This window comes from Amycolatopsis sp. lyj-109 (assembly GCF_046548995.1).
GTDB lineage: Bacteria > Actinomycetota > Actinomycetes > Mycobacteriales > Pseudonocardiaceae > Amycolatopsis.
Genome location: NZ_JAJPWR010000005.1, coordinates 346,087 through 367,652, shown reverse-complemented (window position 1 = coordinate 367,652; position 21,566 = coordinate 346,087). Strand labels below are relative to the sequence as shown.

General features: G+C 67.3%; 24 protein-coding genes. 10 read left to right on the top strand and 14 right to left on the bottom strand.

What is annotated here, in order from left to right:
• Window positions 1–15 precede the first annotated feature (15 nt).
• From ACLJQF_RS13875 to ACLJQF_RS13855, 5 genes are all read right to left on the bottom strand, one after another.
• Window positions 16–897, bottom strand: coding sequence for a DUF6339 family protein (locus ACLJQF_RS13875; protein ID WP_410608800.1), 882 nt, complete (start codon window positions 895–897; stop codon window positions 16–18).
• Entirely contained in the window at window positions 894–1,874 is a 981-nt protein-coding gene (locus ACLJQF_RS13870; protein WP_410608798.1) for a hypothetical protein, read from the bottom strand. Before ACLJQF_RS13870 ends, ACLJQF_RS13875 begins: the two co-directional genes overlap by 4 nt.
• Window positions 1,871–3,967: a helix-turn-helix transcriptional regulator gene (locus ACLJQF_RS13865; RefSeq protein ID WP_410608796.1), complete on the bottom strand. Its 2,097-nt coding sequence runs from the start codon at window positions 3,965–3,967 to the stop codon at window positions 1,871–1,873. Before ACLJQF_RS13865 ends, ACLJQF_RS13870 begins: the two co-directional genes overlap by 4 nt.
• Window positions 3,968–4,089: 122 nt before the next feature.
• Window positions 4,090–4,518 (bottom strand): very short patch repair endonuclease, encoded by a 429-nt coding sequence (locus ACLJQF_RS13860; protein ID WP_410608794.1) that lies wholly within the window; start codon window positions 4,516–4,518, stop codon window positions 4,090–4,092.
• A 57-nt stretch (window positions 4,519–4,575) separates the two neighbouring features.
• Entirely contained in the window at window positions 4,576–5,043 is a 468-nt protein-coding gene (locus tag ACLJQF_RS13855; RefSeq protein ID WP_410608792.1) for an FxsA family protein, read from the bottom strand.
• Between the two features lie 197 nt (window positions 5,044–5,240).
• On the opposite strand from ACLJQF_RS13855, the gene ACLJQF_RS13850 reads away from it, so the two are divergent.
• From ACLJQF_RS13850 to ACLJQF_RS13840, 3 genes are all read left to right on the top strand, one after another.
• On the top strand, window positions 5,241–6,200 hold the full coding sequence (locus ACLJQF_RS13850) for a NaeI family type II restriction endonuclease (protein WP_410608790.1): 960 nt from the start codon (window positions 5,241–5,243) through the stop codon (window positions 6,198–6,200).
• Window positions 6,201–6,320: 120 nt separating this feature from the next.
• The gene (locus tag ACLJQF_RS13845; protein ID WP_410608789.1) at window positions 6,321–6,605 is read left to right on the top strand and encodes a hypothetical protein; all 285 of its coding nucleotides are present in this window, start codon (window positions 6,321–6,323) and stop codon (window positions 6,603–6,605) included.
• A gap of 35 nt (window positions 6,606–6,640) precedes the next feature.
• The gene (locus ACLJQF_RS13840; protein WP_410608787.1) at window positions 6,641–6,871 is read left to right on the top strand and encodes a hypothetical protein; all 231 of its coding nucleotides are present in this window, start codon (window positions 6,641–6,643) and stop codon (window positions 6,869–6,871) included.
• A gap of 221 nt (window positions 6,872–7,092) precedes the next feature.
• Here the strand turns inward: ACLJQF_RS13840 and ACLJQF_RS13835 are convergent, their stop codons facing one another.
• The 5 genes from ACLJQF_RS13835 to ACLJQF_RS13815 form a co-directional block, all read right to left on the bottom strand.
• Window positions 7,093–8,259 (bottom strand): DNA cytosine methyltransferase, encoded by a 1,167-nt coding sequence (locus ACLJQF_RS13835; protein ID WP_410608785.1) that lies wholly within the window; start codon window positions 8,257–8,259, stop codon window positions 7,093–7,095.
• A gap of 122 nt (window positions 8,260–8,381) precedes the next feature.
• Window positions 8,382–8,678, bottom strand: coding sequence for a hypothetical protein (locus ACLJQF_RS13830; RefSeq protein ID WP_410608783.1), 297 nt, complete (start codon window positions 8,676–8,678; stop codon window positions 8,382–8,384).
• A 188-nt stretch (window positions 8,679–8,866) separates the two neighbouring features.
• Window positions 8,867–9,187 carry a hypothetical protein gene (locus ACLJQF_RS13825; protein WP_410608781.1) on the bottom strand — a complete coding sequence of 107 codons (321 nt, stop codon included), beginning with the start codon at window positions 9,185–9,187 and terminating at the stop codon, window positions 8,867–8,869.
• A 111-nt stretch (window positions 9,188–9,298) separates the two neighbouring features.
• Window positions 9,299–11,245, bottom strand: a complete 1,947-nt coding sequence (locus ACLJQF_RS13820; RefSeq protein ID WP_410608779.1) for an ABC transporter ATP-binding protein — start codon at window positions 11,243–11,245, stop codon at window positions 9,299–9,301.
• Window positions 11,246–11,265: 20 nt separating this feature from the next.
• On the bottom strand, window positions 11,266–11,856 hold the full coding sequence (locus ACLJQF_RS13815; protein WP_410609030.1) for a TetR/AcrR family transcriptional regulator: 591 nt from the start codon (window positions 11,854–11,856) through the stop codon (window positions 11,266–11,268).
• A gap of 167 nt (window positions 11,857–12,023) precedes the next feature.
• On the opposite strand from ACLJQF_RS13815, the gene ACLJQF_RS13810 reads away from it, so the two are divergent.
• The 5 genes from ACLJQF_RS13810 (at window position 12,024) to ACLJQF_RS13790 (ending at window position 14,473) form a co-directional block, all read left to right on the top strand.
• Window positions 12,024–13,007, top strand: coding sequence for a LuxR C-terminal-related transcriptional regulator (locus tag ACLJQF_RS13810; protein ID WP_410608777.1), 984 nt, complete (start codon window positions 12,024–12,026; stop codon window positions 13,005–13,007).
• Between the two features lie 107 nt (window positions 13,008–13,114).
• Window positions 13,115–13,477, top strand: a complete 363-nt coding sequence (locus ACLJQF_RS13805; protein WP_410608775.1) for a hypothetical protein — start codon at window positions 13,115–13,117, stop codon at window positions 13,475–13,477.
• 14 nt (window positions 13,478–13,491) lie between these two features.
• On the top strand, window positions 13,492–13,878 hold the full coding sequence (locus tag ACLJQF_RS13800; protein WP_410608774.1) for a hypothetical protein: 387 nt from the start codon (window positions 13,492–13,494) through the stop codon (window positions 13,876–13,878).
• A gap of 14 nt (window positions 13,879–13,892) precedes the next feature.
• Complete coding sequence (locus tag ACLJQF_RS13795; protein ID WP_410608773.1) at window positions 13,893–14,090, top strand: hypothetical protein; 198 nt, start codon at window positions 13,893–13,895, stop codon at window positions 14,088–14,090.
• The gene (locus ACLJQF_RS13790; protein WP_410608771.1) at window positions 14,090–14,473 is read left to right on the top strand and encodes a hypothetical protein; all 384 of its coding nucleotides are present in this window, start codon (window positions 14,090–14,092) and stop codon (window positions 14,471–14,473) included. The genes ACLJQF_RS13795 and ACLJQF_RS13790 overlap by 1 nt, the downstream gene beginning before the upstream one ends.
• Before the next feature lie 34 nt (window positions 14,474–14,507).
• Here the strand turns inward: ACLJQF_RS13790 and ACLJQF_RS13785 are convergent, their stop codons facing one another.
• From ACLJQF_RS13785 to pdhA, 3 genes are read right to left on the bottom strand one after another with little or no spacing between them, the layout of a single operon-like run.
• Entirely contained in the window at window positions 14,508–15,851 is a 1,344-nt protein-coding gene (locus ACLJQF_RS13785; protein ID WP_410608769.1) for a dihydrolipoamide acetyltransferase family protein, read from the bottom strand.
• A 15-nt stretch (window positions 15,852–15,866) separates the two neighbouring features.
• Window positions 15,867–16,859 carry an alpha-ketoacid dehydrogenase subunit beta gene (locus ACLJQF_RS13780; RefSeq protein WP_410608767.1) on the bottom strand — a complete coding sequence of 331 codons (993 nt, stop codon included), beginning with the start codon at window positions 16,857–16,859 and terminating at the stop codon, window positions 15,867–15,869.
• Window positions 16,859–18,064, bottom strand: a complete 1,206-nt coding sequence (gene pdhA / locus ACLJQF_RS13775) for a pyruvate dehydrogenase (acetyl-transferring) E1 component subunit alpha (RefSeq protein WP_410608765.1) — start codon at window positions 18,062–18,064, stop codon at window positions 16,859–16,861. The genes ACLJQF_RS13780 and pdhA overlap by 1 nt, the downstream gene beginning before the upstream one ends.
• 370 nt (window positions 18,065–18,434) lie before the next feature.
• Here pdhA and ACLJQF_RS13770 point away from each other — a divergent pair, with 370 nt between their 5' ends.
• Window positions 18,435–19,853 (top strand): M20/M25/M40 family metallo-hydrolase, encoded by a 1,419-nt coding sequence (locus ACLJQF_RS13770; RefSeq protein ID WP_410608763.1) that lies wholly within the window; start codon window positions 18,435–18,437, stop codon window positions 19,851–19,853.
• On the opposite strand, the gene ACLJQF_RS13765 is transcribed toward ACLJQF_RS13770, so the two are convergent.
• A complete protein-coding gene (locus ACLJQF_RS13765; protein ID WP_410608761.1) occupies window positions 19,850–20,410 on the bottom strand; it encodes a TetR/AcrR family transcriptional regulator in 561 nt (186 codons plus the stop codon). The two genes, ACLJQF_RS13770 and ACLJQF_RS13765, sit on opposite strands and share 4 nt — an antisense overlap.
• 84 nt (window positions 20,411–20,494) lie before the next feature.
• Between ACLJQF_RS13765 and ACLJQF_RS13760 the strand changes: the two genes are divergently transcribed.
• Window positions 20,495–21,499 carry a hypothetical protein gene (locus ACLJQF_RS13760; RefSeq protein WP_410608759.1) on the top strand — a complete coding sequence of 335 codons (1,005 nt, stop codon included), beginning with the start codon at window positions 20,495–20,497 and terminating at the stop codon, window positions 21,497–21,499.
• Window positions 21,500–21,566: the final 67 nt, after the last annotated feature.

Below are 21,566 nucleotides of genomic sequence, written 5' to 3'. Positions count from 1 at the left end.
CGGATGGCTCGCCGACTATTCGGGTTCTGCCCCCTTCGACCTGTCTCGAAGCGGCGCTTCCATCAGGAGCTTCTCGAACAGCGGCACCAAGGCGTCGACGGAGTTCGGATCCACAGCGCCGTCGTCGGGGCCGTCGGGCAGTCGGTCCCAGGGAACCGGGGGCATGGAGGCGGAATCGGCGATCCAACTGCGAAGTGCGTCGCCGTCGGCCGGGCTTTCCGGTGCCAGGACGTCGAACACCAGCGTGCTGCCTGCCGCGTTGACCGCCTTGGACAGCGCGTTGACGTGGTCCGAACCCCTGGACACGTTGTCGTCGACAATTCGCCGGATCACCCTCAGCATCGCCGCCGCGGTCGGACGGTGATCGATCACATCGGACCGCATGATGCTGTTCGGTGTGTCCTGGTAGGCGAAGACGGTCTCGACCGGCCCGTAGTCGGCACCGTCGCGAAACAGCTCCGCGGCCCACCACAGCCGGGCGAACGCCTGCACGTGGTGCAGTCCGCAGAAGCGTGTGGTTTTCGCGATCTCCGTTCCCTTGTGGCGCCATACCACGTAGTCGGGTGCGACGAGCATGGCGAGGTAGTTCCAAAGACCCTTCTCCGCGGCCTCGGCGCGGGTCATCCGCAACGTCGCGTGCAGTCGAGGTGAGAGCCAGGCGTCGGCCCGGTCGGCTCGGTCCTCGAAGCGGCTCATGGCCTCCTCGACGAGCTCACGCACCGGCGCCGTCCGCCACCGGAGATCATGATCCGGCAGGGCTACGGCAACTTTCCGGAGAGCCGTCTGAGGTGGCGTCTCCTGTCCTGCCTGCATACCGCGGCTGAGGTACTTCGTGACGGCCGCGTCGGATAGGTGACCGAGGACGGCCGGGAAATTCACGGCAAGTGCGGCAGTCATCGGGCGTCGTCCTTTTCCGTGCGGTGGACAGCCCGGATCGCGTTGGTCAACTTCTTGGTCACCTGGCTGCGCTTGCCCGACGCGTACTGGATGTTCGTCTGGAGCTCGGGCCACCCGGAGCCACTGACGCGGCGGTCGTCGATGTCGAACAGCGCGTCGGTGAGCTGCCTGCCGGGCAGCACATCCGGCAACATCATGCGGAGGACGGGTTCCCGCCAGCCGGTCGGCATGATCGGCGTGCCGTCGTCGTCGACATCGAGTTCGCTGATCGCGGCGTGGAACATCGCCGTCCACACGTCCTGGGCGATCTGGCTCGACGTCATGTCGCGCAGGAGCTTCTCCATCGGCGAACCGCCTGTGCCGTCGAGCACTTCGATCACCCCTTCCACGGCGGTGGTGTTCAGGTAGACGGTCGGTGTGTCGGCGACCGTTTCGACGATCCATAGCGAGTCTTTGAACGGCCGCAGCCACTCTTCCGGTCCCTCGCGGAAGTTCGTTTGCACGATCGCGATCTCATGCTGACGTCGAGGTGTTGCCGCCTTGAGATCGATGTACCAGTCGATGTCCGGGGCGCCGATCAGGCGTCCCCGCACACCATCGACTTCGGCCACCACGGTCAGTGCCAAGACGGCCCGGTTGAAGTGACGGTCGTGGACCAACTCGATGGTCCCGTGCCATTCGCCGGTGCGACCGGGTGTCAGTCTGGAAGTGCTGCGTGCGTTTGTCGCCGTCTCCGAAAGCACTGCCAAGCAGTCGATGTCGGACCAAGGGCCGTCGGCGATTTCCGCCGACGGCAGCGATGCCTTCAGTTCGATTCGGGCGACATCCCATTCGGCGCGTCCGGTCTCGTGGAGCGCCACGGTGCGTTCCGGCTTGGACACGCGGGAGTACGGCAGGTCCCTGCCGTCGACCGTGACGGCCGCGACTTCGAAGTCCACCGCCCCGAACAGGGTCGGATAGGGGAAGATCGGCTTCACGCCGCACCTCCACGCGCTTTCTGGATGTCGACGACCAAGCGGGCGAGCGAGCCCGAGACGGGGTGACTCGATGGATCGGTGACACCTGAGAAGGCCGCCGACCGCACGCCCGGCTCGACGACGAGATTGCCGTTCTCTTCGCGGCAGTTCTCGGTGGCAACCAGGTCTTTCCACTCGACCGCGGGCCTGCCCCCCGATCGCACGTCGAACTTCGCCACAGGTGTCAGCAACCACGGATCGTCGGCCTCCGGCAGCTTCAGATCGACCCAGACGTTCCAGGCGCCGGTGCCGTCCACGTGCCCCCTGATGTTGCGCACGGTCGGGACGTTCTGTGTTCGGTGAACCCCACGCGGGCCGAATCCGTCGAGCTTCAGCAGCTCCCGCAACGTCGCAGGGCCATCTCCCGAGTTGGTGACGCGACGACCGACGAGCCGCCGGACCGCGTCCTCGATCTCGACACGAAACTCTCGCAGTCGGCTTACCGCTCCTCTCGCGTACACCGATGTCAGCTCCTCGGTGTGTTCCCACCGGTCGTGTTCGGGTGGTTCGGATGCTCGGAGAAATTGCTCGGCGAAGTCGACGTCGTCCGTCTTCCGGTCGGTGGCAGATCCGGCGAGCAGAACCGCGTGGAATCGTGTTGCGCCAATCGGAAGATCGCGGGGTCGCCGCTTCATGATCGTCATCCGGGTGCCGCGCATGTGGACGACCTGGTTGACGGGCTCGTCACCGTCCTCGGCGGGGGTGAGGAGCAGAACAGCCAGGTGCTCCCGGCCCTTCTTCTGCCCGCCGGCTTCTCCTCGGCGGGGCGGCACGACGAGCCGGACGTCGGCGCGGGCGACCTGGTTGCCGGACGTCAGTTCGTCGACGGTTTCGTCGTTCAGGTACGCCTGAAACGCTCGGCTCAGGGCAGCGTGGGATTCGCGTGGGTCGACTCGTTCTTCTTCGATGAAGACGCGGCCGTTCCGTAGGGTGACAACGCTGGCTTCCAGCAGGGGACCCTCTTTGCGTCCCCCGATCATGGCGGCCCAGAAGCCGTCGGCCAGGGCTTTGACCAGTTTCTCGTGCATCTCCGGCAAGGACTCGGTCGTCCCCGAGGCGTCGTGGGCCCCGACGATCAGGAACGAGGTTCCCGGTTCGTCCGTGAGCCGGTCCAGGTGCAGATCCTGAACGGTCCGCGGGTCGGCCCACCAAGAGCGGGAGACGGTCTTGCGGTTCGGTTCCGTATCGGGTTGTCCGAACCAGCCGGGCCCCGCGTATGCCTCTCCGTCGACCATGCGCCAGGGCAAGTCGAGTCGTCCGACGACACGCCGTTCGGTGCGACCTTCGTACGGCTCGGACAACGTCGAGTTCATCAGGACCAGGCTGAGCCTGCTGGTTGCCCAGAGCGTGGCCTTGCCGAGTCCGTACGATCCACCGGCTCGCTTGCCGGACTCCTTGTGGCTGTCGAGCTGGCGGCGGACCACCGCGGCGTACCGGCCGTCGTCGTACTCGTTCCCGGTGAGGCCCGACGCGTTGTAGTCGTCGACCCGGAGTAAGACGAGCGACTTCTTGTCGTCGAGGTCGGCCAAGGCGGCCTGCAAACTCCTTGAGACCTTCTGTTCGGCGGCCGCCGCTCGGTCGTAGTGCACCCGAAGCCTGTGCCACTGTATTGCTTTGAGGAAGGCGTCGAGGTGCTCTCCGGTCAGCTCTTCCAGGGTGTAGCGCACACGAACCGGCTTGGTCGGGTCGAGCCGCTCGTCGAGCGAGTTCTGCGTGGCCTCGCGGGCAAGCACCGACAGGTCGGCGTCGAACGCGAAGGCTGCGGCGTTCCCGTACTCACGCCCCCCGTCGAGGTGCGCCGGCCGATGGTGCCACCGGAGCGGCATCGTGGGCGCGACGTCGGTTCGGTTGTAGACCGACGCCGAGTCGGTACCGAGAATTTCGGCGATCTTCCGCTGGGTCTCCGGACGGGGTTCGGCGCGGTTGTTGACCCACGCGGAGACCGCGGCCCTGGTGATCGGGATTCGTTCGGCGAGCTGCGCCTGGGTCAGTTCGGCCTGCCGGAGCTGGCGCGCCAGCCAAGAGCCGAACGGCTCCCTCCGTTGCAGGCTCATCCTCTGTACTCCTTCGGTGGCGCGGGTGTCCCGTGTGGTGGAACGGCGGCCACACTATCAGCTGATTTTTGACATGACCAGCAGTGTCAAAAATCAGTAGACAGTCTGAAGAGGGCGACCGGCTAGCGAGGCTGTCGGCTGGTTACGGCGTGACGGACCCGGCAAGCGGCCGCGTCGGTCGTTTCGTGCTCCCAAACCCGCACGGCGAGCCACCCGGCTTCGGCGAGGCGGGCGTCGGTGTCGACGTCGCGTTGTCGATTGCCTTCAATCTTGGCTCGCCAGAATTCGGCGTTGTTCTTCGGCCAAGTCGCATGGTCCGGGCAGCCGTGCCAGAAGCAACCATCGACGAAGACGGCAACCTTGGCGCCGACGAAGATGACGTCGGCTTCTCGGCGGACGCCCGACACGGGACGTCGATGGATCCGGTATCGCAGCCCGGCTGCGTGGAGAGCTTTGCGCAGGGCGAGCTCGACCTGGGTGTTCCGCGACTTCTGGCGGCTCATTCGATCGCGGGTCTGGGGCGTCGTCTCCAGCGGCTTCACGCCCGACATTCTGGCGGGCGAACGCTGATCGAGTGAACCGGCGGCCGTGCGTGACGGCTCCGGTCCTCAGCCGTCGATGACCCGGCCTTCGATCACCGTCGGCTGATCGGAACGGCGGGCCGTCTCCGGGACCACCTCGCTGTCCACCACCATCACCGGCCCCCGTCGCCGGTTCGCAAACCGAACAGCTCGCTCCTCCAGTCGGCGCAGCCACAACCGCCGTGCTATCGCGCGCGTTGGCGGGAGAATCAGCAGCAACCCAAAAACGTCGCTCACGAACCCCGGCACCAGGATCAAAACCCCGCCGAGGCCCATCAGCATGCCGTCGGTCAGCTCTTTCTCCGCCGGGCGTCCCAGCCGGGCCGACTCGACGAACGCTCTCATGGCCTTGCCCCCCTCTCTGCGGGCCAGCCAAGAGCCGAGAAACGCGCCGGCCAGGAGGAGCGCCAGCGTGCCGAGAACACCGACCGCCGAACCCACCGCCCAGATTGCGGCGATCTCGGCGAAGACGTACAGCAGGAACGCGACAGCCATACTCGTATCAACGAACGGCCTGTCCGATTTGCTCCCGAGACCTGGGTTCGGCCTGGGTTGTCACGCCGCGTGAGCCTTACCGTGCGAGATAGTTGCTCGCTGTAGTCGACTGACTGTGCTCTGTGTTCGTAGCCCAAATGGTGTCACATTGGTGAAACAGCTCACCCGATCGGGGTGAAACGGGCTACGGTCGAGTGGTGTCCGACGGTCTTTTCCAGCTCGAGTCGATCCTCGCCCCCGAAGTCGATGCCCGGCCTGCACCTGAGGCATCGAGGGATGACGAGCTCGATGAAGTCGCCGAGTGGTTTCGCCGAAACCAGGGTTTGCGCGAGACTTTCGGGGCGATCCTCCGTCAGTCCATCGACGAGGTGCTCGATGGTCAGCGCACCGGACGTTACGATATCGAGCAGGCGGAGAAGACCGAGAAGACCTATCTGGGTACCAAAGTCGAGATCGTCATCCGGGCTGCATTCGAGCTTCCCCGCGGCAAGCGGATGGACTATTCCGTCGAAGGTCACGAAGTCGATTCGAAGTTTTCCATGCGCGGGTCCTGGTCGATCCCTGGTGAAGCGGTCGGACATCTGTGTTTATTGACGTCGGCGAATGACCGAAAGGGCACGTTTGACGCCGGGTTGATCCGAATCACCCCAGAGGTTCTCAATGTGGGTCTCAATCAGGACAAAAAAACCACGATTACGTCCGCGGCCAGAGGTCGGATAGTCTGGCTGGCACGCCAGGAGAAACTGCCTGGCAATCTACTCCTGTCCTTGCCTGCGAAGCAGGTCGAGACCATCGTCGGCTCCTCGTCCGGGCAGGAGCGAATCAACAGGTTGCTCCGCAATGTGCAGGGGCGAATCATAGATCGCAATACGGCGGTCACCGTCGCCCGCCAGGCGGACGGACTCAAGCGGTGCCGAGATGCGCGACGGCGACTTGCCGATGAAGGCATCGTCGTTCTCGGGCACCAGAACCAGAGTCCGGAGGTCGCCAGGTCCCTCGACCTCCCGGTCCCGGCCAAGGGGACTTTTCTTTCGATTCGTCTCGCTCGGGTCGATGACGGCACTGTCGACCGGCCGACGGTCACCTTGTCGGACGGCGTTTACGCGGTCGCTCGATCCGAGGATCCTCCGGTCAAGGCGCCGACCATAGCCTACTAGCGCTGGTGTAGTTGACAGAGAGTTGCCAGCGCGCGTCGATTGGGTAGCGGAATGTGTGACAGCGGGCCGACTTCTGTCGCCGAAGCGTCATTTTCGTCTCTTGTGACGACGGCAGACTGCGTGATCTCCACCTTCAAGGTCACGCCTGCCATGGAGCAAAAATCCACTCACTGGATCGACGATCGATCTCGTTCACGCGTCGTCGAGCTGGTGATGAACCATGAGACGAGATATCTGTACCAATTGACTTTGGCTGACGTGAAGAAAGTCTGTGACGCTACGGAGCACGCGCTCGGCTTGGTCAAGAGAAAAGATGCGGAAAGTGTCGTCGAGACACGAAACTCGTTGCCGACCTGGCAAGACCTTTATCATTTTCTTTTTGCTCCGAGGAAGGTAACTCGCTGATTGGCATCGCGGCTCGGCGGCACAAGGCTGAAAGGATGGCAGACGGCGTTTCGGAAAAGCTTGCCAGCGACGCGTTGAGGTGGCGTTTTGGAAACGCTTACTACAGTTTTCTTCGCGAGGTGCATACGCTGGTCTATCTGCGCGGAAACGGGCTTGATGTGAGGTTTCATCCACTCGCCGACGCGTTGTTCAGGATTGACAGCTGGATGGATGACGCGGTTTTTAGCATTTGGGTTGCCAGCGAGAATTTTCGGCATGAAAAATGATTTGATCTGCAAGGCCGGAAAGATCGCGTGGAAGATCTACTGGCCGGTTCCGTGCCTTCTTTTCGGTTTGTTGACATCGAACTGGACAAGGCGAAAAAATGGGGGTGCGTTCATCTGTCGTCCGATTCTGCGCTGGAGAAGGCCAAGGCTCGTCTGGTCGCGGCGCGTGACTAGTTCGGCGCGAGGTACGTCGGAGCCGGCGGCTCTTTCGGTGAAGGTATCTACCGGTTGTGTCTGCACAAGCGGCACGTGCCGACTTTGCGCACTCGGCTCGTCGATTCACGCAGATACGGCTTGAGGTGGTGCGCGATCGCCTCGGCCAGCATCGGTGGCACGGCGTTGCCGATCTGCTTCGCGACTTGCAACTTCGTTCCGCACCACTGGAAGTCGTCGGAGAAGCTCTGGAGGCGCGCTGCCTCCCAGTGGGTGATGGGTCGATCGACGCGATGGCCGTTCGGTCCCGACTCCCACTGCGGATGCAGGTACTGACCCTTCTCCGGCTTGAAGAACTCGGTGCGAATCGTCAGTGACGGCATGTCCCACCTCATGCGCCCCATGACGTCGGTGGTGCCCGACTTCTTCTCGCGCCAACACTTGGACAGCAAGTGTTCGGGTAGGTCGAACCGGCCGCCACCCGGAGGAACGTGGCTGTAGCGCTCCAGTGAGCGTGCCACCGGGTTGCGGCCGATGTGCAGGTCCGAGCTCTTGAAGATTCCCGGGATCTCTTCGGCGAAGAACTCGACGCGGGATGCGGGCAACTCGGTCGTGTCCGGCTTCTCCGGCAGGCCGGTCAGTACGTCACGAGTCGTGTGCCACTTCGACAGGCCGCCGCTGCTGCCGGGTCGCGCATGGGTCGGCGACGGCAGAGGAATCCGGCCCACCCTCGACCCGATCACGATGGTTCGCTTGCGACGCTGCGGTACGCCGAAGTCCGCGGCGAGCAGAAAACCCGATGTCAGTTCGTACTCCTCGAGCAGTCCACCCGGAGCCGCCTCGGCCTGGAGGAGGCCGAACTCGCTCGAAGAGAAGAACCTGTCGACGTTTTCGATGACGAAGACTTTTGGTTTGGCGTGCTGTACGAAGCGGATGTATTCCTTCCAGAGTTTGTTCCGTGGATCGTGAACGTTTCGCGAGCCGAGGTTTGAGAAGCCTTGGCAGGGCGGGCCCCCGATGATCAAGTCCACAAGCGGAATCTGATCGTTCGGAATGGTGGCGATGTCTGCGTAGCGGGTGTGTGACTCACCGAAATTTGCCGCATAGGTCGCTGCGGCATGCAGGTCGAACTCGACCGACATCACGGGCTTGAAGCCCTTTGCGGTGATGAAGCCCGATGTCATGCCGCCGCAGCCGGCGAACAGGTCGATCATCTTGAACGGTGTCGTGCCCACGGCTCGCAGGCTAGTCGAGTTCTCCGACATTTCTCCGCATTGACCAACGATCAATGCCTGCGCGGATCGCGACCGCAACGCTGCCTGCCCAAGTGTGCCCTGCTCACCTGAGCACGTCTCGATCATCGGCTGGATCCCGCCGTCAGCCGGCCTGTCTTGCCTGTGCGCAGCATCAGGTCGCCGTGCAACGAGCCCAGCAAGTGGGCGATCAGGTCCGCGTCCAACCCGGATGACGCCGAAGCGATCAACCCCGACACGTGCGCGTGCCACGACAGGTAGGTCGGGCTGTTCAAGCGGTCCGTCGATGCCTGCTGGAACGCCGCCATCACCTTTACGTTCTCCGAAGCCAGCTCGATCACCGCGTCGAAGAAGGCCGCCAGGCGCTCGGCCGCTGGTGCGCCCGGGCCGAGGTACATCATCCTGATCGGCTTCGGCGGCCCGGACGCCTACGGGAAGCGGTTCGCCGCAGGCCGCGCCGAAGCACTCGGCCTCGTCGCGGACGGCACGCTCACCCATGTCATCGACCGGACCTACTCCTCGCCGATGCCGCCGCCGCGCACGCGCGCGTCGAGAGCCGCGAAGGAATCGGCAAGGTCGTGCTCGTTCCCTAGCCGCAGAATTCCGGGAGTGCGCTGTCCACCAACTCGATCGCCCGCAGCGAACCCACCTCGACCTCCTGCCGCACGGCACCCGACTGGACCGTCAAGAACAGCCGCCACGGGATGCGCTCGGCCGGGGTGGCCGGCGGGCAGCTCACGTGGAACCGGACCATGAACTTGATCTTGTGGCCGGCCGGGGCGGTGACCGGCAGGGGAATCAGCTTCGGCGGCGTAATCCAGTAGCCCTCGGTGAACCACCCGAGCGTCAGCTGCCCGGCCTCCTTGGCGCTCAGCCCGGCCGGTACCTCCGCCCGGACCGACTCGATCACGACGTCGGCGTCGGCGTCGGCGTCGTTGTCCAGGACCTGTGCGAACTGCAGCCCGGCCGCCCCCGTGCTCGAGTGGTTCTCGGTGTCGCCGCCGCCGCGGAGGGGAATGGCTCAGCTCGGGACCTCGTCCAGGTACGCCTGCGCCTGCAGGGTGAACAAGTCCGCGTACCCAGCCTTCGCCGCCATCAGCTCTTCGTGCGTCCCGTACTCCGCCACCTTCCCGTGGTCCAGCAACAGAATCCGCTCCGCCTGCCGCACGGTCGAGAAGCGGTGCGAAATGTACAGCGTCGTGCGCCCCTCGGACAACGACCGCAGCCGCGTGAACAGGTCATGCTCGGCTTGCGCGTCCAACGCCGACGTCGGCTCGTCGAGGATCAGCAACGGCGCCTCCCGCTGGAACGCCCGCGCCAACGCGATCTTCTGCCACTCCCCGCCGGACAGCGAAACGCCCTGGTCGAACCAACGTCCCAACGGGCTGTCGTAGCCGGAAGGCAGCCGCTCGATGCGCTCGTCCGCGCCCGCGCGGCGGGCCGAGTCCTCGATGTGCGGACGATCCTCCAGTCGCGAAAGGTCGCCCAGGCCGATGTTCTCCGCCGCCGTTCCCTGGTACGTCACGTAGTCCTGGAACATCGCACTGATCCTCTGGCGCAGCTCGTCCGGGTCGTATTCGCGGATGTCGACGCCGTCGAGCAGGATGCGGCCAGCCGTCGGGTCGTACAACCGGCAGAGCAGCTTGAACAGCGTCGACTTGCCCGCGCCGTTGCGGCCCACCACCGCCACCGTCTCGCCCGGCTGGATCTCGAAGCTGACGTCCTCCAACGCCGGCTCCTCCGAACCCGGGTACGCGAAGGTGACCGAGTCGAACTCGATGTGGCCGTCCACTTTGGACGGGAAAGGGCGTGGCGAAGCCGACGCCGTGATCTCCGGCTTCGTGTCCAGGAACCGGTACAGCGTGTCGAGGTAGAGGTTGTTCTCGTACATCCCCGAAAACGCCGTGAACAGCCCGGACACCGACGTCTGCACGGACGTCGCCGCGGCCGTGTACAACGCCAGGTCGCCGAGTGTGAGCCGCCCGCCGACCGCCTCCAGGGCGATGTACAGCGCAATCGCCGAGCCCGCGAGCGTGCTCAGGAGTCCCCAGGACGTCGAACTGATGTTGCGGTTGATCGTCAGCTTCCGCTGCCGCTCGTAGGAGACCACGCCCAGCCGGCGGAAGCGGTCGACGAAGTACGGGCCGAGCCCGAACAGCTTCGTCTCCTTGGCGTAGGTGTCCGTGGTGACCAGTGACGACAGGTAGTCCATCCGCCGCTTGATCGGCGACATCAGGAACGTCAGCCAGAACGCGCGCGAGCCGTACTTGGACTGCGAGATGAACGCCGGGATCGGCGCCACCAGCGCGACCAGGGCCAGCAGCGGGCTGATCGAGACGAGCAGCGCGATCATGCTGCCGAACGTGATGAGCGTCCGCACGAGCCCCAGCGCGGAGTTCATCATCGACAGCGGCCGCGTCGGCGCTTCCTGCGCGGCCTGGCGCAGCATGTCGTAGGACGTCGAGCCCTCGAAGTACGCGAGGTGCAGCTCGCTCGCGTGTGCCATCACCTGGTGGCGGATGGTCAGCGTCATGCGCTCCTGCAGCAGCGACTGCGCGATCGACGTCAGCGCGCTGCTGATCGCGGTCGCGGCGAGCACGCCGAACTGGAACAGCGCGACGTTCACGATGTCGCCGGTGGTCCCCTTGCCCTGGATTGCCGCGACGACGGCGTCGAGCAGCAGCTTCGCGATGTACGCGGTCGCGGTCGGCAGGAGGCCCGACAGCAGGGTGATCAGCGCCAGCATGATCGTCAGGGCCGGGCTGGCCTGCCACGTCAGCTTCGCGACCTTCGGCAGGCCACGGACGGTGCCCGCCACCGATGTCTTCGCGCGCTTCAGCCGGGAGCGCAGGTCCTTCGGCTGGTCGTCCGGCTTCGGTTCGGGAATCTCGACCGGTCCGGTGAGGCCGCTTTCGGGAACCGTCGTCGCGTGCCGCCGGCGGCCGCGGCGGGCCATCATGAACTCCATCCCGCCCCCACCGCCCGGGATCACTTGGCCTCCACGGCGCCGTGCAGGAAGACCTCGACCACCTGACGCGTGGTGGGCGAGTCGTCGTCCGGCGCCATCCGGCGGCCGCCGAACAGCAGGGCGAGGAAGAGGGCGGCCAGCTGTTCGGGCGGCAGCCGCAGCCGGTCCTTCTCCGGCTCGAACAGCTCGACCATCGCTCCGCGCATGGCGGCCATCGACTCGCTGCGCCCGCCCTTCCAGGTGCCGCGCCGGTCCTTGAGGCGCTGTTCGGGGTCGCGGTGCTTGTGCCGTCCGGACGCGTGCAGGGCGCCCATCAGCGCGCCCATCCGCTCGAGGTGCGCGCCGAGCGCTTCGGCGGCTTCGACGAGGCGATCCACCAGTGGCTGGTCCATCGGGATGTCGGCGATCGCGTCGAGCACGTGGTCGGGTCGCAGGGCCTCCGCGGTGCAGGCGTCGAAGAGCTCGTCCTTGTCCTTGAACGCGCGGAAGATGGTGCCCTCGCCGATGCCGGCGGCGCGGGCGATCTGGCTGGTCGTGACGCCTGTGCCGTGCTCCATCAGGAGCGGCAGCACCGCGTGCACGATCATGTTGCGCCGGGCTTCGACGCTCATGCCCGGCGCTCTCCGCCGGGTTTCGGGTGCTGGTGTCATGCGACCAGTGTGCGGAGTGAGTGCTCACTCCGTCAAGCGGATAAGCATGGTCACGGTCCGTGAGAGGTCGTAACGGACCTGGTCATCCTCTCGACTTCAGGGGAGGCAACCGACAGAGGAGAGTGTCCGTGACGCGCGGGTACCCGTTCGACGAACGCCTGGTCCGGCTCCTGCGAGACGGACAGAAGTCGCTCTCCGTGCTCGCCGTCCGGGGGCACCACGCCCTCTATGACCACCTCCGCGAGGTGGTGGCCTCGGCGATGAAGGTCGACGCCTTCTACGTGGCGTTGTTCCGCGATCCCGGGCACGTCCTCTACGCCTACCAGTACGACGGCTCGGTCTACGCCCTGCCGGGCCTGCGCGAACTGAACCCGGATGGGCCGACCGGCTGGGTGTTCCGGAACCGCCGGTCCTACCGCTACCGCGACGACGGCGGCGCGGTGCTCGACCGGGGCATCCCGTGGGGCGACCGGGGCCGCCGGTCGGCGGACGCGCTCGTCGTGCCGATGCGCCGGACGGGGACCGACGAGGTCATCGGCGTCGTCTCCGCCCAGACCTACACGTCGGACAGCTACGGGGACGCCGAACTGGCCGCGCTGGAATGGCTCGCCGAGGTGCTGGCCCGGATGTTGTCCACCGAGGAGGAGAACCGCCGGTTCCTGCAGACGCTCGACGACGGCGAGCGGCCGGCGGTGACCCGGGTGCTCTCGCGGTCGATGGCCGACCTCGTGGTCGAGCGGGTCTCCGTCGTGCGGGCGGCGGCCGCCGATCTGCGGGACGCGCTCGAGGCGGACGCCCACCCCCTGCGGGAGTCCGCGCGCGAGCTGGTGCGGGAGTGCGAACGGCTCCAGGTCGACACGGCCGAAATGGAGTTCGACTCCTACCGGCAGGCCGCCGAGCGGTTCGAGTCCCTGAGTGTCCGCGAGCGGGAGGTCGCGGGCCTGCTGGCCGAGGGCCTCACGAACGACGAGATCCGGGAACGGCTGCACATCGAACTGCCCACGGTGAAGACCCACGTCGGCAAGATCCTGCGCAAGTACGGCGTGCGGCAGCGTTCGGCCGCCGCCGCGGAAATCTCCGCCTATCTCGGCAGTGTCCGCCCGCCGGGGTGACTGATACCAAGTATGACCGTCCGGCCGGTTCTTTTTCAGACCATTTTGGACGGACTTGTCCTTCGCGTGCGGTTAAGCTGGTTTCGGGAGCGCGAGAGGGGTGCACTGTGTGGTCTTTCCTGGGTGCGTGCCTACTGGCGTTCGGGTGGCTGTTGTTTTCTTTCGGTATCGCCAGATTCGTTCTGTTGCCACTGATCAAGTGGGTTCTGCTGTCGGCTTTTTCCGCGCTGGAGGGTGCATCCGGGTACCAGAAAACGATTCGGCAGGGGCTCGGGTTTCCGGTGGCCGCCCTGCTGAGCAGGCAGCGGAAGGCCCGGCGAGGTGACCCGGACAGCAAATTCGACATCTTCGTCGTGGAAGTGCTGCTGTGCATCGTGGTCAGTTCGCTGGTGCAAGGACTCGGAACGACGATCTTGACGGTTTTCGTCGTCGGTGTCCTGGCCGCGATCGGGTTGTGGTGGACCGACTGAACAGGTGAGTGTGCGTGGTGGGTTTCGAGGTCGAACAAAGTGGCAGGCAATTGCCGTTCGAAGTGCGCGACACCAGCGGCGCCCTGGCCGCGAACGCCGACGCCGATCTGGGTGACGTGGTCGTCGGGGCCTTGGTCCAAGCCCTCGGGCAGCCCACGATCGCCTTGGCGCGTGCGGTGGTCCTGACGGTCAACCGGGCCTACTCCGAGATCCGGATCGAAATGCAGGGCGCGCGGGCGGACACCCGCATCAAGCTCTTCACCGTGACCGCCCAGCGGTTCAACCAGCACCTCCTGCAGCTCGACGCCGACCCGCACTGGGACCCGGAGGTGAAGCAGCTGCTGAACCAGGCGCTGCGGGACGAGCTGCGCAAGGAAATCGCCAAGCTGCGCCGGAACTGACCGGGACGGAGACCATGTCCGAACTCATCCGAAGGCCCGGGAGCTCCCCGGCCGAGACCGGCAAGGGCCTCGCGGCGAAGGCGGCCGAGCTCGTCGCCGGCGCCGAGCGGAAGGTCGCCACGGCGAAGCAGGAGGCGCGGGTCGCCCTGTCCATCGCCGAGCTGCGTGCCGAAGCCGAGATCGCGCAGGATCGACGGGACCGGGGGCGTTGATGGCGGACCACCCGCACGACCTCGAAGCGCTGGTGCGGACCCAGATCGAGGAGCCGGCCGCGCGGCGGATCTTCGAGATGCAGGCCGCGGGGCTGATCACCGAGACGGACGGCGAAGTCTTCCGCGCCTCGGCTGAGCGGTACAAGGAGGCGGCCTTCGCGCAGTACGCCGGGTTCGACCCCGACGTGCGTTCGCAGCTGGTCCAGGCCCTGCTCGCCGACTACGAGCGCGAGGTGGCCAGGCTGCTGCGGGAGATTGCGGCCCGGCGGCCCGCGCCGCCGCCGATCGCGGCTGCGTCCGATCCCGCTCCCGAGCGACCTTCCGGGCCGCGGCGGTTCCTCCGCGACGCCGTCGAGGGGCTGCGCCGGACCCGAAAGCCGTGAGGGCCGCCCGAAGGCGGCCCTCACCAGCGGAAACTCAGTACGTCATGGCCATCGCCGGGTCGGCCAGCAACGCGCCGACGTCGGCGAGGAACTCCGAACCCTGCTGGCCGTCGACCACGCGGTGGTCGAAGCTCAGCGACAGCTGGAGCACCTTCCGGACCTTGATCTCGCCGTCCACCACCCACGGCTGGTCCTTGATCGCGCCGAGGCACAGGATCGCGGACTCGCCCGGGTTGATGATCGGCGTGCCGGTGTCGACGCCGAACACGCCCACGTTGGTGATCGTGATCGTGCCGTTCGCCATGTCCGCCGGCGACGTCTTGCCCTCGCGGGCGACGTCGGTCAGCGTCGTCAGCGCGTTCGCCAGCTCCTTCAGCGACATCGAGTCGGCGTCGCGGACCTTGGGCACGATCAGGCCGCGCGGCGTCGCCGCCGCGATCCCGAGGTGCACGTAGTCCTTGAAGACGATCTCCTGCGCGGCCTCGTCCCACACCGCGTTGATGTCCGGCGTGCGCTTCGCCGCCAGGCACACGGCCTTCGCCGCGAACGTCAGCGGCGTGACCTTCACCCCGGCGAACTCCCGCGACTTCTTCAGCTTCTCGCGGAACTCCATCATCGGCGTGACGTCGATGGTCAGGAACTCCGTGACGTGCGGAGCGGTGTACGCGCTCTGCACCATCGCCGCCGCGGTCATCTTGCGGACGCCCTTGATTGGCACGCGCCGTTCGCGCGTCCCGTTGTCCACAACGGACTCGACGACTGGAGCTCCGTTGGCGGCGCGCTCGACGTCGTCCCGGGTGATCACGCCACCGTCGGCGCTACCGGTCAGCGCGTGCAGGTCGACGCCGAGGTCCTTCGCGAGCTTCCGCACGGGCGGCTTCGCCAGCGGGACGTACCCGCCGCGCGGGTTAGCGGCAGGCTGAGACGAGCGCCCCAATGTGGCCTTCGGTGCGTCAGACGCACCGAAGGCCACCTTGGGTGCGTCAGACGCAACCAAGGCCACATTGGGGCTCTTGCGGGTCCGACGCTGCGTGACCACGGCCTTCGAGCCGTACCCGACCAGCGGCTTCATCTCTTCTTCTTCGACGGGCGCCGGCGCAGCGGTGGCAGGCGCGGGCGCGGCCGCACCACCCGGGTCGACGTCGATGGTGAGGATCGCGGTGCCGACCTCCACCGTCTGCCCCGGCTCGACGTGCAGCTCCGTGACGACCCCGGCCCACGGGATCGGCAGTTCGACGGCGGCCTTCGCGGTCTCGATCTCGACCACGATCTGGTTCACCGTCACGGTGTCGCCCGGCTTCACGTGCCAGGACAGGATGTCGGCTTCGGTGAGCCCCTCCGCCGTGTCGGCCAAGGGGAATTGTTTGTACATGGGCATTGCGCGAAATCCCCCTTACCAGGCGAGTGATCGGTCGACGGCGTGCAGCACCCGGTCCAGGTCGGGGAGGTAGTGCTCCTCGAGCTTGGCCGGCGGGTACGGCGTGTCGAACCCGGTCACCCGGAGGACGGGCGCTTCCAGCGAGTAGAAGCACTCCTGCTGGACGCGCGCGGCGATCTCCGACGTCAGCGACGACTCCGACGGCGCCTCCGACAGCGCGATCAGCCGTCCGGTCTTGCGCACCGACTCGAACACCGGCCCGAGGTCCAGCGGCGAGAGCGTGCGCAGGTCGATGACCTCGAGGGACTTGCCTTCGTCCTCGGCCGCGGCGGCCGCGTCGAGGGCGACCTTCACCGACGGGCCGTATGCGACGACCGTCGCCGTCGTGCCTTCGCGCACGACCTGCGACGAGAAGCACGGGACAGGCGTGCCGGCCACATCGATCTCCGCGCGCAGCGCACCCGAGTGGTACAGCCGCTTCGGCTCGAAGAACAGCACCGGGTCGTCCGACTTGATCGCCTGCTGGATGCCCCAGTAGGCGTCGACGGCGTTGGAGATCGAGACGACCTTCAGGCCGGGGATGTGCGCGAACAGCGACTCCGGCGACTCCGAGTGGTGCTCGACCGCGCCGATCCCGCCGCCGAACGGCACCCGGATCACGACCGGCATCTTGATCTTGCCCTGCGTCCGGTAGTGCAGCTTCGCCAGCTGCGAGGAGATCTGGTCGAAGCCGGGGAAGATGAAGCCCTCGAACTGGATCTCGCACACCGGCCGGAAACCGCGCACGGCCAAGCCGACCGCGGTCCCGATGATGCCGGATTCCGCGAGCGGCGTGTCGAGCACGCGCTGCTCGCCGAAGTCCTTCTGCAGGCCGTCGGTGATCCGGAAGACGCCGCCGAGCTTGCCGACGTCCTCCCCCATGATCAGGACCTTCGGGTCCTCTTCCATCGCGCGGCGCAGGCCGAGGTTGATGGCCTTGCCGATGGTGAGTTTCTGGAGGTCGGTCATCAGTGCTCACCCGCCGATACGAAGCCGTCGAGGTAGGACAGGAACTCTTCGCGCTGCGCGTCCAGCACCGGGTTGCCCTCGGCGTAGACGTTGCTGAAGATCCGCTCCGGCGGCGGTTCGGGCATGTTGAACGTGTACTCGCGCAGGTCCGCGGCGAAGGCGTCGGCGTCGGCTTGGACGCTGTCGAAGAACGCCTGGTCGGCGTAGCCGCCACGGGCCAGGTACGCGCGGACCCGCTCGATCGGGTCCTTGAGCTTCCACTCCTCCAGCTCGTCGGAGAGCCGGTAGCGGGACGGGTCGTCGGTCGTCGTGTGCGCGTCCATCCGGTAGGTGAACGCCTCGATCAGCACCGGGCCGTTGCCGTGCCGGCACTCGTCGAGCGCCCAGCGCGACACCGCCAGGCAGGCGAGGACGTCGTTGCCGTCGACGCGGATGCCGGGGAAACCGTAACCGCGGGCGCGCTGGTACAGCGGCAGGCGCGACTGGCGCTCGGTCGGCTCGGAGATCGCCCACTGGTTGTTCTGGCAGAAGAAGACGAGCGGCGCGTCGTAGACGGCGGCCCAGACGAATCCTTCGTGGACATCACCCTGCGAGGTCGCGCCGTCACCGAAGTAGCAGATCGTGGCTTCGCCGTCGTCGTCACCGACCTTGCCCTCGAACCGCTGCCCCATCGCGTAACCGGCGGCGTTGAGCACCTGGTTGCCGATGACGATGCAGTACGGGTGGAAGCCGTGCTCTTTGTAGTCCCAGCCGCTGTGGTCGGTGCACCGGAATATGCCCAGCAGGTCCTTCATGTCGACCCCGCGCGCGTACGCGACGCCGTGTTCGCGGTAGCTGGGGAACGCCATGTCGTTCGCCTTGAGGGCGCGGCCGGAGCCGATCTGGGCGGCTTCCTGGCCGAGCAGCGGGACCCAGATGCCGAGCTGGCCCTGGCGCTGCATGGCGTTCGCCTCGCGGTCGGCCCGCCGGACCAGCACCATGTCGCGGTACAGGCCGCGGAGTGCTTCGGCGTCGACGTCCTCGACGTACTTGTCGAACTGGGGCGAGGGAACCCGTTCGCCTTCGGGGGTGAGCAGCTGAGTGAGCTCAGCGCCACCTTCGCTGGTCGCTCGCAATCCGGCGATCACCTGTTCGGGGGAGGGCTGCGCCGCGACCGCGGCGGGGCCGTCTCCAGGCTCCGGGTGCGTCCACTGTTCGGACGGCATGCGCTGTACTCCTTGGTGTCGGTGCCTCTGGCGGCCGCTTGTGGCGACCACAGCGACTGCACCGGCGGGGACCAGCGCATCGGGTCCGAAGCGCTCGGTCACCGTCGGCGTTGACGGTTCTCGCGGACATCCTGGCACGAAGGTCCGCGTTTTGGTGAGTCACGGATACTGATTTGTTGCTGAGAAACAGCCCCTGAACAGGGAAAACGTTAGGAAGCCCGAGCATCGGACCTACGAGAGTAGGGAACCAGCGCGCGCCCTCACCTGGGTCGTGAGTGGTAATTCGGGTTCTAACCCGAATTACCACTCACGACCGGAGGCGACGTTGTGACGTGCCGCACGCTGGGACGTGCGTGGCACGATGGGCCGGGTGGAGCAGAAATCCGTACGTGAATCCGTAGTGGCGTCCTGGACCAGCGACGTCATCCCGAGCCTTTCCGGGCTGGTGGCGATCCCCGCCCTGTCCCCGGCCTTCGACGCGGAGTGGGCCAAGAGCGGTCACCTCGCCGCCGCCGTCGAGCACGTCCGCGAGTGGATCGCCGCCCGCGACCTGCCCGGCGCGAGCCTGGAGGTCGTGCAGCTCGAAGACCGGACCCCGCTGTTGCTCGTCGACGTCCCGGCGACCCCGGGTGCGGCGGACAAGGGCACCGTCCTGATGTACGGCCACCTCGACAAGCAGCCTCCGGTCGGCGGCTGGTCCGAGGGCCTCGACCCGTGGACCCCGGTGATCCGCGACGGCCGGTTGTACGGCCGCGGGTCCGTCGACGACGGCTACTCCGGCTACGCGGCGACCACCGCGATCGAGGCCGTGCACGCGGCCGGCGGCGAGCACGCCCGCATCGTGCTGCTGCTGGAGACCGGTGAAGAGTCCGGCAGCCCCGACCTGCCCGCGTACGTCGAGCACCTGGCCGGCCGCATCGGCGACGTCTCGCTGGTCGTCTGCCTCGACGCCGGCGGCAGCGACTACGAGCGGTTGTGGCTGGTCACGAGCCTGCGCGGGATGCTGCACCTCGACGTCACGGTGCAACTGCTCGGCTCGGCGCAGCACTCCGGCGTCGCGTCCGGTGTCGTCGCGAGCTCGTTCCGGATCCTGCGGCACCTGCTCGAACGCCTCGAGGACAGCGCGACCGGGGAATTGCTGCTGGACGAGCTCAAGGTCGACGTCCCGGCGGACCGGCTCTCGGAGCTCAAGGCCGTCTCGCAGGACTTCCCGGAGGCGATGTCGAAGGCGTTCCCGCTGGTCGAAGGCGGGCGCGTGATCACCGAGGACGCGCTCGAGCTGATGCTCAACAACGCGTGGCGCCCAACGCTGTCGGTGATCGGCGCCGACGGCTTCCCGAAGCCCGCCGACGCCGGGAACGTCCTGCGCGAGAGCACCACGCTGACGCTGAGCTTCCGGCTCCCGCCGACGGCCGACGCCGAGAAGGCGCTCGAAGCCGTGAAGCGTGCCCTGGCCACCGACGTCCCGTACGGCGCGAAGGTCACCTTCGGCTCCCCGCAGGCGGAGAACGGCTGGAACGCGCCGACCGAGTCGCCGTGGCTGACGAAGGCCCTGCGCACGCTCAGCGACGAGGTCTTCGGCCGTCCCCACCGCGCGACCGGCATGGGCGGCTCGATCCCGTTCATGGGTCTGCTCTCGCGGAAGTACCCGGACGCGCAGTTCCTGGTCACCGGCGCGTGCGGAGCCGACTCGAACATCCACGTGCCGGACGAGTGGCTGCACCTGGACTACGCGCAGCAGGTCACCGAGGCCGTCGCGCACATCCTGGACGCCCACGCCCGCGGTTAGCCGCAGGCCTCGCGCAAGGTCGCGGCGGCCGTCTCCAGGCACGCCGGGAAGTCCCGCTTCCCGGCCGCGTCGATCCACCGGTCGAACGCGTCGCCGAAGACGATCGTCGCGACCTGCGCCGCCGCTTTCGCCGGCCCGGGAGGTGTTCCCCGCTGTTCGAGGCCTTCCCGGAGCGCGGTGGTGATCGCCGCCGCCTTGCTCCGCTCCCGCTCGCGGAGTTCGGCGCTCGCGGCGATCACGGCCCGGCGTTCCGGCGACGGGTCGACCAGCTGCGTGACCCGCGTCCCGACCTCGGCGAGCGCCGCGAGGGCCGTGCGCAAGGGTGACTCGCCTTCCTCCGCGGCCAGCACGGCTTCGCCGACCGCGGGCGGCAGCTGCTCCGAGCCGGCGAAGAGGACTTCGCGCTTGTCGGGGAAGTAGCGGAAGTACGAGCGGCGGGTGATTCCGGCGCGCTCGGCGATCTGCGTGATGGTGACGGCGTCGTAGCCGTGCTCGGCGTACAGCTCGAGCGCGGCTTTCCGCAGCCGGTCCGCGGTCCCGGGATCCCATCTGGCCACCGGGACAGCCTACAAGTGACGTCTCAGCGTGTCATCACGTGCTAGCCTCAGTGATGACACACTGAGACGTCACTGGGAGTCGACATGGAGATCTGGGTTCTCGGAGCGCTGGGCCGGACCGGCCGGGCCATCACCGCCGAACTCGAGCGCCGGGGCCTGCCGGCCGTGCTGGTCGGGCGCAGCAGGGAGCGTCTGGACGCGACCGGCGCGAAGTTCGTCGTCGCCGACGGCGCCGAGGCGATCGCGGCGGAGATCCGGCGGCAGCGGCCGACGGTCGTGATCAACACCATCGGCGAGTACGCCGCCACCGCCCCGGCGATCGCGCGGGCCTGCCTGCCCGGCGGGCACTACGTGGACATGGCCGCGGACCTGGTCGCGGTCCGGCGGCTGCTCGACCTGCACGACGAGGCCCTGGCCGGCGGCAGCACGTTCGTCACCGGCGCCGGGTTCGGCGTCCTGGCCACCGAGGCCGTCGTCGCGAAGCTGTGCGAGGGGCGTGACACGCCGAGCCGCGTGCAGGTCGACGCGCTGGCTTCCGTCGCCATCAAAGAGGGGGCCGTGGGAGTCGCGCTGGCCGCCAGCATCGTCGACGGCGTGACCGCGGTTTCGGCCCGGGGCGCGAGCCCGCGCACCCTCGTCCTGCCGGACGGCGAGTCGGCGAAGGTGGCGGGCATCGACTCGGGTGAGCTGATCGCCGCCCAGCGCGCGTCCGGCGCGCCGGACGTCACAGTCTTCTCCGGGCTCGCCCCGACCGCGCCGGTGGTCCGGGCCCTGCTCCCGCTGCTCGGGCGGCTGGTGTCGATCCCGGCCGTGCGCCGGTTCGCCGTCCGGCGGCTCGCCGCGGTCCGGACGAAGTCGGCGCCCCGCCCCCGCACGCACACTTGGGGCCACGCCATCGTGACCTGGCCCGGCGGAGCCACCCGCGAGGGCTGGCTGCGCGCGGACGAAGCCATGGACTTCACCGCGGGGGTCGTGGGCGAAACGGCGGCTCGCCTGGCCCGCGGCGAAGGCAAGCCGGGTGCGCACACGCCGGCGTCAGCCCTCGGCGCGGACGTGGCCGAAGCGGCAGGCGGGACCTTCTTGCTCTGAAGCTCAGGCCGGCTGGGGTAGGGGTATTGCCCCGATCGGGTTCCCGTATTACGGCGTAATACGTTGC

Excerpts from the sequence above, each read along its gene's own strand:
- ACLJQF_RS13865 (WP_410608796.1), bottom strand. The coding sequence starts at position 3,967 with ATGAGCCTGCAACGGAGGGAGCCGTTCGGCTCTTGGCTGGCGCGCCAG.
- ACLJQF_RS13830 (WP_410608783.1), bottom strand. The coding sequence starts at position 8,678 with ATGATGTACCTCGGCCCGGGCGCACCAGCGGCCGAGCGCCTGGCGGCC.
- ACLJQF_RS13790 (WP_410608771.1), top strand. The coding sequence starts at position 14,090 with ATGGCGGACCACCCGCACGACCTCGAAGCGCTGGTGCGGACCCAGATC.
- ACLJQF_RS13860 (WP_410608794.1), bottom strand. The coding sequence starts at position 4,518 with ATGTCGGGCGTGAAGCCGCTGGAGACGACGCCCCAGACCCGCGATCGA.
- ACLJQF_RS13795 (WP_410608773.1), top strand. The coding sequence starts at position 13,893 with ATGTCCGAACTCATCCGAAGGCCCGGGAGCTCCCCGGCCGAGACCGGC.
- pdhA (WP_410608765.1), bottom strand. The coding sequence starts at position 18,064 with ATGCCGTCCGAACAGTGGACGCACCCGGAGCCTGGAGACGGCCCCGCC.
- ACLJQF_RS13875 (WP_410608800.1), bottom strand. The coding sequence starts at position 897 with ATGACTGCCGCACTTGCCGTGAATTTCCCGGCCGTCCTCGGTCACCTA.
- ACLJQF_RS13840 (WP_410608787.1), top strand. The coding sequence starts at position 6,641 with ATGGCAGACGGCGTTTCGGAAAAGCTTGCCAGCGACGCGTTGAGGTGG.
- ACLJQF_RS13785 (WP_410608769.1), bottom strand. The coding sequence starts at position 15,851 with ATGCCCATGTACAAACAATTCCCCTTGGCCGACACGGCGGAGGGGCTC.
- ACLJQF_RS13820 (WP_410608779.1), bottom strand. The coding sequence starts at position 11,245 with ATGGAGTTCATGATGGCCCGCCGCGGCCGCCGGCGGCACGCGACGACG.
- ACLJQF_RS13760 (WP_410608759.1), top strand. The coding sequence starts at position 20,495 with ATGGAGATCTGGGTTCTCGGAGCGCTGGGCCGGACCGGCCGGGCCATC.
- ACLJQF_RS13780 (WP_410608767.1), bottom strand. The coding sequence starts at position 16,859 with ATGACCGACCTCCAGAAACTCACCATCGGCAAGGCCATCAACCTCGGC.
- ACLJQF_RS13855 (WP_410608792.1), bottom strand. The coding sequence starts at position 5,043 with ATGGCTGTCGCGTTCCTGCTGTACGTCTTCGCCGAGATCGCCGCAATC.
- ACLJQF_RS13815 (WP_410609030.1), bottom strand. The coding sequence starts at position 11,856 with ATGAGCGTCGAAGCCCGGCGCAACATGATCGTGCACGCGGTGCTGCCG.